Consider the following 12,783-nt stretch of genomic DNA (forward strand, 5'->3'; position numbering starts at 1 on the left):
GTTGCGCCGACAGTGAACGATGTCGGCCCGGTGCGCGGTTCTGTCGTAATCTGGGCGCTTAGGCAACGAAAGGCGCATCTGGTGGATATCCGCATTGGCATCTTCAATTCTCCCCGTGAGATTGGCTTCGAGACCTCACAGCCCGCGAACGAGGTCGAGGAAACGGTCGCTGCCGCCCTCGCCGGGCAGACCGGGTACCTGAAGCTCTCCGACAGCAAGGGCAAGGTCTACATCGTTCCGACCGTCGGGCTCGCGTACGTGGAGCTGGGCTCCGAGGAGTCCCGCCGCGTCGGCTTCGTCGCCTGACCAACCGTGGAACTGCTCTTCATCGCCCTCGGCGGTGCGGTTCTGGGGATTGCCGCACGGTATGCCATTCCGGGGCGCCGCGCACACGGTGCAGTCCTCGTCCCGGCGATCGGCACCATGGTCGCGTCCGTCGTCTGGGTGGCGCTGAGCTGGCTCGGCGCGCCCTTGGACGGTGGCTGGATCTGGTGGGTCACCCTCGGGGTGACCGCACTGGCATCCGTCGCAGCCGACCTGGCCCTGGTGCGCACGCGCACCGCCGGCGACGAGCGGATGCTGCACACCCTGATGCGCGACGGGCACCCGGCCCGCGCGTGACGAAGGCTCCCCGTGCGGCCGGCGGTCAGGCGGTCAGGCCGAGTCCGTCCATGCGCCGCGTGTGCGCGGCGATGAGCTCAGTGAACACGGGTTCGATCCGGGACTCCGCTGCGGTGATGCCCTCCATCGGCAGAGCCGAGCGGGCGACCAGCAGGGTGTCCCCGACCAGGCGTCGTCCCCACAGGGCCAGGTGCGACCCGAGCGCCGGGGCGGCGCCGATGGCGGCCTTCAGGTGGGTGACGAGAACCTCCGTGCCGGCGTCCTGGCCAAGCAGGTGCGCCACCCGCGGGCCCACATCGCCGGGCAGCCCGTCGGACAGCCGGATGAAGAAGTCGTCGAGCAGTCCCCCGGCGAGATAGCAGCTGAGCAGCAGTTCGTTCCAGTCGGCGCCGGCCGTCTGCTCGCGGAACGCGTCGAGGTGGGGCGCGAACGGGGCCATCACCTCGGACGGCTCACCGCCGCGGCGGCGGATCTCGGCCACGAGCCCCTGGTGCTTGGCGAGGGCCCGGCCGGCGGCGACGCTCAGCGCCTCCTTCGCGGTGAGGTCCGGAGCGATCGCGATGGCCAGGGCGAGGTTCTCGAACATGCCGAGTTGGAAGTACGCCGCCTGGCCGAAGTAGGGCAGCAACTCCGGTGTGAAACCGGCGATGTCCATTTTCGTGGTCGACTGACGTGCCCGCCGCGCCGGTTGCCGGGGTGCCTCCACGCGCTTCTTGCGCCCATCGGTCCACATGATCACAGGCCCAGCTTAGAACAGTGTCGTGCCGCCACCGCGGGTTCCGGCCCATGCTGGGCGAATCGGCGCGTCCGGGTCCGGTATAAGAGACTTCACAGGGCCGCCCGATAGGCTGGGACCACGCTATCGGCATGGATCGATGGCCAGGTGCCCGAAGCAAAAGACGGGCGCATCCCGCTTCCAGCTAATGACAGGCAATAATTCGTGATTTTCTCCGAACTCAACATCGACCAGGACATGGTTCAGGCTCTCGCTGATAAAGGCATCATCGAGCCCTTCCCCATCCAGGTGCAGACCATCCCCCTCGCCCTGAGCGGCCAGGACATCATCGGCCAGGCCAAGACCGGCACCGGCAAGACCCTCGGCTTCGGCCTTCCGATCATTCAGCGACTCGGGCTCGACCCCGCACCCGGCGTGCAGGTACTCGTCGTCGTCCCGACCCGCGAGCTGTGCGTGCAGGTCTCCGAAGACCTCGAGATGGCTTCCAGCAACCGCAACACCAAGGTTGTCTCCATCTACGGCGGCAAGGCGTACGAAGGTCAGATCGAGGCGCTCAAGGCCGGCGCGCAGATCGTCGTCGGCACCCCCGGCCGGCTCCTCGACCTCGCCAGCCAGCGCCTGCTCAGCCTCGCCAACGTAAGCGAGATGGTGCTCGACGAGGCCGACAAGATGCTCGACCTCGGCTTCCTCGCCGACATCGAGAAGCTGTTCTCGCAGACGCCGTCCACCCGCCACACGATGCTGTTCTCGGCCACGATGCCGGGCCCGATCGTCGCTCTGGCGCGCCGGTTCATGAACCGCCCGATCCACATCCGTGCGTCCGACCCCGACGAGGGCCTGATGCAGGCCAACATCGAGCACCTGGTCTACCGCGCACACAACATGGACAAGGACGAGGTGATCGGCCGCATCCTGATGGCCGAGGGCCGCGGCAAGACCGTGATCTTCACCCGCACCAAGCGCGCCGCCGCCAAACTGGTCGAGGAGCTCGGAGATCGCGGCTTCAACGCCACGGCCGTGCACGGTGACCTCAACCAGGAACAGCGTGAACGCGCCATGGCCTCCTTCAAGGCCGGCAAGAAGGACATCCTGATCGCCACGGATGTCGCCGCACGCGGCATCGACGTGGACGACGTCACTCACGTGATCAACCACACCATCCCCGAGGACGAGAAGGCCTACCTGCATCGCGTAGGACGCACCGGCCGTGCGGGCAAGACCGGCATTGCGGTCACGTTCGTCGACTGGGACGACATGCACAAGTGGACGCTGATCAACAACGCGCTCGACTTCGGCACGCCGGTTCCGATGGAGACCTACTCGTCGTCGCCGCACCTCTACGCCGACCTGAACATCCCGGCCGGGTCGAAGGGTCGCCTCCGCGCCTCGCCCATCCGAGAGACCGCCGCCTCGGCCGCACGCACGGGTGGCGCAGGCCGCACCGGCGGCGCCGGCCGCTCCGACTCGGGCCGCTCTGACTTCGGCCGTTCCGGCGGGGGCCGCACCGGTGGCGACTCCTCGCGCTCGGGCGCCGGTCGCTCCGGCGCCGGTCACACCGACGCCGCACGCTCGGGCGCGAGCCACTCCGGCGAACTGGCCGGCAGCCGCCCGCCGCGCTCGCGCACCCGGGTCAGCGCGACCACCAACCCGGATGCCCCGGTCATCACCCCGGCCGCCGGCACTCACGACGGCGGCGGCGCCGAGCACCACGACGGCAACAGCGCCCCGCGGCGTCGAAGCCGCACGCGTCGCCACGCCCCGCAGGCCGGCACCCCCAGCTAGGCACCCCCTGCACGGCAGTTTCGGCCGTAAGCGCCTCCGCTTCGGCGGGGGCGCTTTTCGTTTGACTCCGCGGTGGCTCACGATAGGGCTCGCGGCGCATGGTAGACCGCGCGCCCGGTTCCCTAGGGTGGGCGGCGTCAGCCGTAGACGGGCGGCGAGCCCGTTCCCTGTCCGATGATGCGCTCGAGCACCTCGGGCGTCGTCGTGTTCTCGCCCAGGCGGTTCGGCTTGCCCTCGCCGTGGTAGTCGCTGGACCCGGTGACGAAGAGTCCGTACTTCTCGGCGAGCGCGTAGAGGTGGGCCTTCGCCTCGGGCCTGTTCTCACGGTGCTCGAGTTCGAGCCCGAAAAGGCCGGCCTCGGCCAACCGGGCCAGTTTCGCTTCAGGGATGACGTCGACCGCCCCGCGCGTCGCCGGGTGTGCGATGACCGGCACCCCACCGGCCGCGCGCACGAGGGTGATGGCCCGCAGCGGGTCCGGCGCGTAGTGGGGCTGGTAGTAGCCGGCCTCCCAGTGCAGGATTCCCGCGAAGGCCTCGCTCCGCGTGAGCGCGAACCCGCGGGCCACCAGTGCGTCGGCGATATGCGGGCGGCCGACCGTCGCATCCGGCGTGGTCTGTGCGAGCACGTCTTCCCAGGTCAGGGCGTAGTCGACGCCGATGCGCTCCACCATCTGCTCGGCGCGCACCAGCCGGGCCTGCCGCACCCGGGCGGTTTCGGCCACGATGCCGGCGTTGGAGGGGTCGAACAGGTACGCGAGCAGGTGCACGCTGGAGAAGCCCACCCGGGTGCTGAATTCCATGCCGGGGATGAGTGTGAGTCCGGCGGTGCGGGCGGCAACACCGGCCTCGGCCCAGCCGGCGGTCGAATCGTGGTCGGTCAGTGCGACCGTGCCCAGGCCGGCCGCGGCGGCGGCCCGCACGAGCTGCGACGGGGTCTCCGTGCCATCCGACACGCTCGAATGCGTGTGCAGGTCGATCGGACCGCGGAATCGTCGAGCACCAAGCATTCCCCCATGCTAGTTGTGCGACGGACCCGGACCGTCCCGCGGGGTTCCCAGCCGCCGCCATCGCCGACTCGCCCTCGGCCAGAACGCCGACATCGTCACCCTGCCGGAAACCACCGAGGCCACCGGTGAGGCCGTCGCCGAAGCCATGCGCGAGGGCGGACGTCCGATGTGGGTAGACACCATCGCCTTCGACCAGATCTCCAAGGCCCGCTCCACGACCCTAATGATCAGCTCCGACCTGGGCGACTACACGGTCAGCGACGAGGCCGGACCGGCGACCGGTGCGGGCGCCGTCGGCACCTGGCCGACTTTCGCGCCGGCCCTGCTCGGCTCGCCGATCGACCACGCGTTGGCCACCGCGAACTGGCAGGTGCAGGGCCTGCGCGTGATCAAGGCGGAAGACGGCGCAGGCAGCGATCACCGCCCGATCGTGGCCACCCTCGCCCAACCTCCTAGCTCAATGGGACAATGGGCCATGGCCACTTCCAGCGAAACCGCGATCACCCCTGCTCCCCGATCGAACGAGAACCGCTCCACCACCCCCGGTTCGGCCGGGTTCAAGGCGTACATCTCCAACGACTGGGCCGAGCGCACCGAAGAGCTACCGCTCGCCCGCGAGCAGGCGCGCTTCGCGGCCGCCCGCCGCGAACTCCTTTCCGCAATGCACCCCGGACAGCGTTTGATCATCCCCGCCGGTCGTCTCAAGCAACGCTCCAACGACACCGACTACGCGTTCCGCGCGCACTCGGCCTTTGCGCACCTCACCGGCTGGGGCAGCGACGCCGAGCCCGGCGCCGTGTTGGTGCTCGAACCCACAGCGACCGGTCACGACGCCACCCTCTACTTCCGAGAGCGGGCCGGCCGCGACTCGGACGAGTTCTACGCAAACCCCGATATCGGCGAATTCTGGATCGGCCCACGCCCCGGGGTCGCCCAGGTTGCCGCCGACCTCGGCGTGCCGGTGCGCGGCATCGCCGACCTTGCCCTGGTCATGAACACGATCGACACCGAGAGCCTCGTGCTGCGGGAGGCCGACCCGCTCTTCACCACCGAGGTCGACGAAGCCCGCCTCCGATTCGCGGCGGAGAAGGTGCTCACGACCGACGCCTCCGACTCGCCGTTCAGCCTCGAGATCAACGGCGACCATGCCGCCGACGAGCAGTTCGCCCGCGGCCTGTCGGAGCTGCGCCTGGTCAAGGACTCCTACGAGATCGCCCAGATGCGCCTCGCCGTCGCCGCCACGGCCCGCGGCTTCGAGGACATTATCCGGGACCTGCCCCGCTCGAGCACCCACCACCGCGGCGAACGGCTCGTTGAGGGCGTGTTCAACACCCGGGCCCGGTCCGACGGCAACGCGGTCGGCTACGACACGATCGCCGCGTCCGGCCCTCACGCCTGCATCCTGCACTGGACCCGCAACGATGGCGCCGTCGTGCCCGGCGACCTGATCCTGATCGACGCCGGCGTCGAGGTCGACAGCTACTACACCGCCGACATCACCCGCACCCTCCCGGTGAACGGCACCTTCACCGACGTGCAGCGCCGTGTCTACGACGCCGTGCGCGAGGCAGCGGATGCCGCGTTCGCCATGGCGCGTCCCGGCGCCGTGTTCCGCGACGTGCACGCCGCGGCGATGGCGGTCATCGCGCGCCGCACGGCCGAATGGGGCATGCTGCCCGTCACCGCCGAGGAAGCCCTGCTGCCCGACAACGGCCACCACCGCCGCTATATGGTGCACGGCACCAGCCACCACCTCGGCCTCGACGTGCACGACTGCGCGCAGGCGCGCCGCGAGATGTACATGGACGGCGTGATCGAGCCCGGAATGGTGTTCACGATCGAACCCGGCCTCTACTTTCAGCCCGACGACCTGACGGTGCCTGCGGAGTACCGCGGCATCGGCGTGCGGATCGAAGACGACATCCTGGTCACCGCGGACGGCCCGGAGAACCTGTCGGCCGGCATCCCCCGCACCGTCGAGGAGGTCGAGGCCTGGATCGCCGCCCTCACCACCTAAACCTGACCGCGGACTGTCAGGGCAGCGGATGCTGCGGAGCCGCGGGCGGCTCTTCGACGCGAGGGGGCTCCGACGGATGCGGCGGGGCCGGCACCGTCTGCTCGGCCTCAGCGAGCCCGGCGAGTAGGTTCCGGGCCCGATTGACCAGGGTGCCGTCGACGATCACCTGATAGGTACTGGCAATCACCTGCATGGTCGATGTGAAGTCGCGGCGACGTCGATTGAGCGCGGCACTGACGACCCCGAACAGCATGCCGAACCCGGCGCCGATCATCACCGCGGCGAATACGAACGGCAGGCCCGCGCCATCCGGCGAGAAGATGAAGAACAGCAGCCCGAAGAACACGCCCAGCCAGGCGCCGGAGGCCGCACCGGCGAGAGCGACGCGCCCCCAAGTGAGTTTGCCGGTGACCCGCTCGACGGTTTTGAGGTCGTTGCCGAGGATGGAGACCTGCTTCACCGGGAAGTCGGACTTCGCCAGAGTGTCCACAGCTTCCTGAGCCTCGCCATAGGTGGCGTATGTCGCGAGCACCTCCCCCTTGGGTAAAACGGGGAACAATGCGGCCCTGCGCCCGCCGAAGGGGTTCTGATTGCTCATGAGTCCATTCTTTCACAGGACCGATCTGCCCTGAAGGTGGCCTAGATTTGATCTGTGTCTGCCACCAGAGTCTTCGTTGCCCGTTTGGCCGGGTGTACCGTTTTCGACCCCGCGGGAGACCGTGTGGGCAAGGTCAGGGACGTGCTGGTGGTCTACCGAAAAAACGACCCGCCCCTCGTCGTCGGCCTGATCGTGGAGATCCCGGGCAAACGCCGCGTTTTCGTGTCCATTGGGCGCGTCACCAGCATCGGTTCGGGTCAGATCATCACCACCGGTCTGATCAACGTGCGCCGCTTCGAGCAGCGCGGCGGAGAGGTGCGCGTCATTGCCGAGATGCTCGGGCGCACGGTGGTCTTCAACGACGGTTCCGGTGAGGCGACCATCGAAGACGTCTCGATCGAGGAGCTCCCCCAGGGCGGTTGGGCGATCAGCCAGCTCTTCGTGCGCCGCCCCAAGACCAGCCTGTCCCTCTTCGCGAAGGGCGCCACGACCTTCACGGACTGGGCCGAGGTGCGCGAGCAGACCACCGAGGGCCAGGCCCAGTCGGCCGAGCAGCTCATCGCCACCTACTCCGACCTCAAGCCCGCCGACCTCGCGAATACCCTGCTCGACCTCCCGCCGGAGCGCATGCACGAGGTTGCCGGCGAGCTACCGGACGGCCGTCTCGCCGACGCCCTCGAGGAGATGCCGGAAAGTGAGCAGGTCAGCATCCTGACCCGGCTCGGCGACGCCCGCGCCGCCGACGTGCTCGACCACATGCAGCCCGACGACGCCGCCGACCTGATCGCGCAGCTGCCGGAAGAGCTCGGCGAACAGCTGCTCGACCTGATGGAGCCGGAGGAAGCGGACGACGTGCGCTTCCTGCTCACCTACGCCCCCGACACCGCCGGCGGCCTGATGACGACCGAACCGATCATCGTCTCGGCCGATGCCACGGTCGCGGAGGGGCTCGCGCTCATCCGTCGCCACGACCTGGCGCCGGCCCTCGGTGCGGCCATCTGCGTCACCCTCCCGCCCTACGAGCCGCCCACCGGCCGCTTCCTCGGCATGGTGCATTTCCAACGGATGCTGCGCTACCCGCCCCACGAACGCCTCGGCACACTGCTCGACCAGGGTCTTGATCCCGTCACCGCCGACACCTCGGCCGCGGAGGTCACCCGCATCCTCGCCAGCTATGACCTCGTCTCCGTGCCCGTGGTCGACGAGAACCACCGACTCGTCGGGGTGGTGACGATTGACGACGTCCTCGACTATCTGCTGCCCGACGACTGGCGCAGCCACGATGGCAACGACGACGTGCGCCGCCGGGCCGAGGCCCGCACCGAACTGACCACGGGAAGCATCCCGCTGCACCACGGACGGAGGACCGGCAATGGCCCGAGCTAACCGAGCGGATCTCCGCCTCGACTCCCCCAAGGGTGTGCGCACGCCCGCCCTCGGCCGCAAGCGCCGGCGTAGCCGCGACCGCCCCAGCCGCGACCGCTTCGGCCGGTTCACCGAGGCCATCGCCCGCGGCATGGGCACGCCGTGGTTCCTGCTCGGGCTGACGTTCTTCGCCGTCAGCTGGATCGCCTGGAACACGCTCGCACCGGTGCAGTGGCGCTTCGACTCCGTGTCGCTCGGCTTCATCGCACTGACCCTGGTCTTGTCGATGCAGGCCTCCTACGCGGCCCCGATGATCCTGCTGGCGCAGAACCGCCAGGACGACCGAGACCGGGTGCAGTTCGAACAGGACCGGCAGCGCGCCGAACGCAACCTGGCCGACACCGAATACCTCGCCCGGGAGGTGGTGGCGCTACGCCTCGGCATGAAGGACCTCGCCTCCCGCGATTTCCTCCGCTCCGAGCTGCGCGCCCTTCTCGACAACCTGGAAGAGCGCGAAGACCCGGACAAGCAGACCCGGAAACGCCTCCGCAAGGGCGACCGCGAGCGAGACCGCGACCGCGAGGAGCGATCGCCCAGTGCCTGAGCCCCTCTTTTCCGCCGACCAGGTGCTCACCGCCCTGGCCCGGGTGATCGACCCGGAGATCCGCAAGCCGATCACCGACCTCGACATGGTCTCCGGGGTGCGGATCGTCGACGGCCGCGCCCTCGTGGGCATCCGTCTCACCATCGCCGGCTGCCCGGCGGCCCGGCAGATCGAGCGCGATGTGTTGCGCGCCGTGGAGTCCGTGGCCGGCCCCGGCAACGTGACCGTGGATGTGAGCGTGATGACGCGCGAGCAGCGCCGAGCGATGACGGAGAAGCTGCGCGGCGGCAAGGAAGCCCGCAGCAACCAATTCGGCCCGGACTCGCTCACCCGGGTCTACGCCATCACCAGCGGCAAGGGCGGGGTCGGCAAGTCCACAATCACCGCGAATTTGGCCGTGGCCCTGGCCGAGCGCGGCCTGCGGGTCGGCATCGTCGACGCGGATGTCTACGGGTTCTCCATCCCCGGACTCCTCGGCCTGGTCACCCCGCCTTCCCCCGAGACGGGCAAGTCAGCCGCGGTCAAGCCGACCCAGGTCGGCGAGATGATCCTGCCGCCGATCGCCTTCGACGTGAAGGTCATCTCGATCGGCATGTTCGTGGAGGACGGTTCCGTCGCGGTCGCCTGGCGCGGGCCGATGCTGCACCGCACGATCACCCAGTTCCTCACCGACGTTTACTTCGGCGACCTGGACATCCTGCTGCTGGACCTGCCGCCGGGCACCGGCGACGTGGCCATCTCGGTCGGGCAGCTTTTGCCCCAGGCCGAGGTCATCGTCGTCACCACCCCGCAACCGGCCGCCGCCGACATCGCCGAACGCAGCGGTGTCGTGGCCCGGCAGACCGGCCAGACCATCTACGGCGTGATCGAGAACATGGCCGGGATCGTGCAGCCCGACGGCACGGTGCTGGAGCTGTTCGGTTCCGGGGGTGGCGCCGAGGTCGCGCGCCGGCTCGGCGCCGGGCACGAGTTCCCCGTACCGTTGCTCGCCCAGGTTCCCCTCAGCGTGCCGCTCCGCAGTGGCGGGGACACCGGGGTGCCCGTGGTGCACGGCGACCCGACCGACCCCGCGGCCGTGGCCATCCGTTTGGTTGCCGACCGCCTCGCCACCCGGGCGCGCGGCCTCTCCGGATTGAGCCTCGGCATCACCCCAAAGTAGCGTCGCCGCACCGGCGCCGCGGCGGAGCGCACGCGCCGCCCCCACCTAGACTTTCGGCATGCCTGCCTCCCCCCTCGACCCTGCCGGGATCACGACTCTCACCCGCTCCATACGTTCCACGACGGGAGCCACGGTCACCGTGATCGCGCCCTTCACCGGGGAGGTACTGCACGAGCTGCCCGTCAGCGGGCTGCCCGACGTGCAGGCGGCCTACGCGCAGGCACGCCTGGCCCAGCTGGCCTGGGTGCGGGCCGGGTTCGCACGGCGCCGAGCGATCCTGTTGCGCGCGCACGACCTGATCCTCGAGCGACGCGGGCTGCTGCAGGACACCGTGCAGGCGGAGACCGGAAAAACCCGCGGCCAGGCCTTCGAGGAGGTCTTCCAGGCCGCCGGCGTCACCCGCTTCAATGCCCTCGCCGCGCCGCGCGTGCTGCGCGGCGGGCGCCGCCACTCCGCGATCCCGCTCGTCATCACGGCCACTGTGCGCTACCGGCCCAAGGGCATCGCGGGCGTGATCACCCCGTGGAACTACCCGCTCAGCCTCGCCGCCATGGATGTCGTGCCGGCCCTCGCCGCCGGCTGCGGCGTGGTGCAGAAGGCCGACGACCAGGGTGCGCTGAGCATCCTCTCGTTGCGTCAGGCATTCATCGACGCCGGCGTGCCCGAGCAGCTCTGGGCCGTGGTCGTCGGCGACGGCGCGGAGATCGGCGGGGCGGTCACCGCGGAGGCCGACTACGTCTGCTTCACCGGGTCGACCGCGACGGGCAAGCGGGTGGCGGCGCAGGCGGCCGGCAACCTCACCGGCGTCTCGCTCGAGCTGGGCGGCAAGAACCCGCTGATCGTGCTTGACGACGCCGACCCGGCCCGCGCGGCCGCCGACGCGGCCCCGGCCTGCTTCACGGCGATGGGCCAGCTCTGCGTGTCGATTGAGCGCATCTTCGTGCAGCGAGGTGTGGCCGACGCGTTCCTGCACGAATTCGTGGCCGTCACCCGGTCGCTCCGGCTCGGCGCCGACTACGACTACACGACGGACGTCGGTTCCCTCACCTCGCAGGCCCAGCTGGACCGGGTGAGCGCGCAGGTGGCCGACGCGGTCGCCCACGGCGCCACGGTCGAGGTCGGGGGCCGCGCCCGCCCCGACCTGGGACCGTTCTTCTACGAACCCACCGTGCTGACCGGGGTCACCCCGGCGATGGAGTGCTTCGCCGGCGAAACGTTCGGCCCTGTGGTCGCGGTCACCGTGATCGACTCGGAGCAGGAGGCCATCCTGGCCGCCAACGACAGCGACTACGGGCTGAACGCGTCGGTGTTCTCCGGTTCCGTGCGGCGGGCTCTGCGCGTGGGCGGGGCCCTCGAGGCCGGCAGCGTGAACATCAACGAGGGCTATCGCGGGTCGTTCTCCTCGGTGGCGGCCCCGATGGGCGGCCTGAAGCAGTCCGGTCTCGGCCGACGCAACGGCCCGGAGGGACTGCTCAGGTTCGTGGACGCCGTCACCATCGCGCGTCCGACGGGTCTCGTGCAGCTGCCGCGCACCGGCCACGACTTCGAGCGGCTGGCCGGGCCGATGCTGCTGCTGGCGGCCGTGCTGAAGGGCATCCGCCGCCGCTGACCCCGGGCAGCAGAGCCGTGACCCGGCTCCGCGAACCCGGCTCAGACGAACAGCTTGGCCGACGCCGCCGCCTGCTGGGCCGCCTGCTGGGCCGCCTTCTCCGGCGCCAGCTTCGCCGCCTCCGCCTTGGTCGCCTTCTTCGCGTTCTTCTTGATCTTGGCCTTGCCCTTCGGCTTCACCGTGGGCTTTCCCAGCGTGGTCGTGATGTCCGGCACTGGCCGGTTCAGCTCGCGCGGCGGGCGCTCGTACTCCGAGCCGGCGGGGCGAGTCGGAATGGTCACCTGGGGCGGCTCGCGATGCGTGTAGGGGACGATCGACAGCAGGTGGCTGATCATGTTGAGGCGCGCGGCCCGCTTGTCCTCGCTCTCGACGACCCACCATGGGGCCTCCGGCAGATCGGTGTGCACGAACATCTCGTCTTTGGCGCGGGAATAATCGACCCACTTCGTGATCGAGAAAAGGTCGGTCCCGGACAGCTTCCAGCGGCGCATCGGGTCGTTCAGCCGTGACCGGAACCGCCTCTCCTGCTCGGTGTCGGACACCGAGAACCAGTACTTGACGAGCAGAATGCCGTCTTCGACCAGCATCCGTTCGAAGAGGGGCGCCTGGTGCAGGAACCGGCGGTACTCGTCGGGGGTGCAGTACCCCATCACGTGTTCGACGCCGGCGCGGTTGTACCAGGAGCGGTCCATCAGCACGATCTCACCCGTGGAGGGCAGGTGTTCGATGTACCGCTGGAAGTACCACTGGCCGCGCTCGCGCTCGGTCGGCACCGGCAGGGCGACGATCCGGGCGACGCGGGGATTGAGGAACTCGCTGACCCGCTTGATCGCGGACCCCTTGCCGGCCGCGTCCCGGCCCTCGAAGATCACGACGATGCGGGCCCCGGACTCCTTGACCCATTCCTGCATGGCGACCAACTCGGTCTGCAGATTGCGCAACTCGGCGGAGTAGACGGGCAGCGGCACCCGCTTGGGCTTCGCGTGGGTGTTCGACGGCTTCGACACGGTCACACTCCTCAGATACGTGGGTTCAGCGTAGCGTGCACGCATCGCCCGTATGGCCCGGCCTGCATATTCTGGTGCGCACTGCGCCGCTCACCGCCCGGCCCTCGGCCTCAGCCTCGAGTGGCACATACACCTGTTCGACCCCGGCACGCATTTCTCCTGCTCGAGAATCATCGCCGACGATCTACCGCCCGCCGTCGGACAGGCCGTCGCCCTTTCCCGGCTGGGCGACGACCGAGCGGCCGTGGCGGACACCGGCGAGGGTGCGGCCAACCAGG

The 12,783-nt window shown here is 69.6% G+C and carries 12 protein-coding genes; 8 read left to right on the forward strand and 4 right to left on the reverse strand.

Translation table 11 applies throughout. The features are described 5' to 3' along the window. Nucleotides 1-81: 81 nt before the first annotated feature. Entirely contained in the window at nt 82-306 is a 225-nt protein-coding gene (locus E3T25_RS12955) for a DUF3107 domain-containing protein (RefSeq protein ID WP_104101050.1), read from the forward strand. Between the two features lie 6 nt (nt 307-312). Continuing rightward, entirely contained in the window at nt 313-621 is a 309-nt protein-coding gene (locus tag E3T25_RS12960; RefSeq protein ID WP_104101049.1) for a hypothetical protein, read from the forward strand. A gap of 25 nt (nt 622-646) precedes the next feature. Here E3T25_RS12960 and E3T25_RS12965 read toward each other — a convergent pair whose 3' ends face one another. Continuing rightward, entirely contained in the window at nt 647-1,354 is a 708-nt protein-coding gene (locus E3T25_RS12965; protein ID WP_241976719.1) for a ferritin-like fold-containing protein, read from the reverse strand. A gap of 207 nt (nt 1,355-1,561) precedes the next feature. Between E3T25_RS12965 and E3T25_RS12970 the strand changes: the two genes are divergently transcribed. Next, nucleotides 1,562-3,139 (forward strand): DEAD/DEAH box helicase, encoded by a 1,578-nt coding sequence (locus tag E3T25_RS12970; protein ID WP_134374688.1) that lies wholly within the window; start codon nt 1,562-1,564, stop codon nt 3,137-3,139. Nucleotides 3,140-3,276: 137 nt separating this feature from the next. Here the strand turns inward: E3T25_RS12970 and E3T25_RS12975 are convergent, their stop codons facing one another. Beyond that, nucleotides 3,277-4,146 carry a PHP domain-containing protein gene (locus E3T25_RS12975; RefSeq protein WP_104101046.1) on the reverse strand — a complete coding sequence of 290 codons (870 nt, stop codon included), beginning with the start codon at nt 4,144-4,146 and terminating at the stop codon, nt 3,277-3,279. Between the two features lie 460 nt (nt 4,147-4,606). Between E3T25_RS12975 and E3T25_RS12980 the strand changes: the two genes are divergently transcribed. Continuing rightward, nucleotides 4,607-6,163 (forward strand): aminopeptidase P family protein, encoded by a 1,557-nt coding sequence (locus E3T25_RS12980; RefSeq protein ID WP_166784986.1) that lies wholly within the window; start codon nt 4,607-4,609, stop codon nt 6,161-6,163. Nucleotides 6,164-6,179: 16 nt separating this feature from the next. Here E3T25_RS12980 and E3T25_RS12985 read toward each other — a convergent pair whose 3' ends face one another. Then, on the reverse strand, nt 6,180-6,761 hold the full coding sequence (locus E3T25_RS12985; RefSeq protein ID WP_104101043.1) for a YflT domain-containing protein: 582 nt from the start codon (nt 6,759-6,761) through the stop codon (nt 6,180-6,182). A 54-nt stretch (nt 6,762-6,815) separates the two neighbouring features. On the opposite strand from E3T25_RS12985, the gene E3T25_RS12990 reads away from it, so the two are divergent. The 4 genes from E3T25_RS12990 to E3T25_RS13005 are packed head-to-tail and all read left to right on the forward strand — an operon-like array spanning nt 6,816 to nt 11,498. After that, nucleotides 6,816-8,147, forward strand: coding sequence for a magnesium transporter MgtE N-terminal domain-containing protein (locus E3T25_RS12990; RefSeq protein ID WP_104101042.1), 1,332 nt, complete (start codon nt 6,816-6,818; stop codon nt 8,145-8,147). After that, nucleotides 8,134-8,730, forward strand: a complete 597-nt coding sequence (locus tag E3T25_RS12995; RefSeq protein ID WP_104101041.1) for a DUF1003 domain-containing protein — start codon at nt 8,134-8,136, stop codon at nt 8,728-8,730. The genes E3T25_RS12990 and E3T25_RS12995 overlap by 14 nt, the downstream gene beginning before the upstream one ends. Continuing rightward, the gene (locus E3T25_RS13000) at nt 8,723-9,889 is read left to right on the forward strand and encodes an Mrp/NBP35 family ATP-binding protein (RefSeq protein ID WP_134374690.1); all 1,167 of its coding nucleotides are present in this window, start codon (nt 8,723-8,725) and stop codon (nt 9,887-9,889) included. The genes E3T25_RS12995 and E3T25_RS13000 overlap by 8 nt, the downstream gene beginning before the upstream one ends. A 58-nt stretch (nt 9,890-9,947) precedes the next feature. Further along, nucleotides 9,948-11,498 carry a succinic semialdehyde dehydrogenase gene (locus E3T25_RS13005; RefSeq protein ID WP_104101039.1) on the forward strand — a complete coding sequence of 517 codons (1,551 nt, stop codon included), beginning with the start codon at nt 9,948-9,950 and terminating at the stop codon, nt 11,496-11,498. Between the two features lie 41 nt (nt 11,499-11,539). Here the strand turns inward: E3T25_RS13005 and ppk2 are convergent, their stop codons facing one another. After that, the gene (gene ppk2 / locus E3T25_RS13010) at nt 11,540-12,505 is read right to left on the reverse strand and encodes a polyphosphate kinase 2 (RefSeq protein ID WP_241980867.1); all 966 of its coding nucleotides are present in this window, start codon (nt 12,503-12,505) and stop codon (nt 11,540-11,542) included. Nucleotides 12,506-12,783 lie beyond the last annotated feature (278 nt).

The organism is Cryobacterium sandaracinum, from assembly GCF_004403415.1.
Classification (GTDB): domain Bacteria; phylum Actinomycetota; class Actinomycetes; order Actinomycetales; family Microbacteriaceae; genus Cryobacterium; species Cryobacterium sandaracinum.

Bases quoted from the DNA above. Each gene is read 5' to 3' on its own strand.
- E3T25_RS12965 (WP_241976719.1), bottom strand. From the start codon at position 1,354: ATGTGGACCGATGGGCGCAAGAAGCGCGTGGAGGCACCCCGGCAACCG.
- E3T25_RS12975 (WP_104101046.1), bottom strand. From the start codon at position 4,146: ATGCTTGGTGCTCGACGATTCCGCGGTCCGATCGACCTGCACACGCAT.
- E3T25_RS12980 (WP_166784986.1), top strand. From the start codon at position 4,607: ATGGGACAATGGGCCATGGCCACTTCCAGCGAAACCGCGATCACCCCT.
- E3T25_RS12985 (WP_104101043.1), bottom strand. From the start codon at position 6,761: ATGAGCAATCAGAACCCCTTCGGCGGGCGCAGGGCCGCATTGTTCCCC.
- E3T25_RS12995 (WP_104101041.1), top strand. From the start codon at position 8,134: ATGGCCCGAGCTAACCGAGCGGATCTCCGCCTCGACTCCCCCAAGGGT.
- E3T25_RS13005 (WP_104101039.1), top strand. From the start codon at position 9,948: ATGCCTGCCTCCCCCCTCGACCCTGCCGGGATCACGACTCTCACCCGC.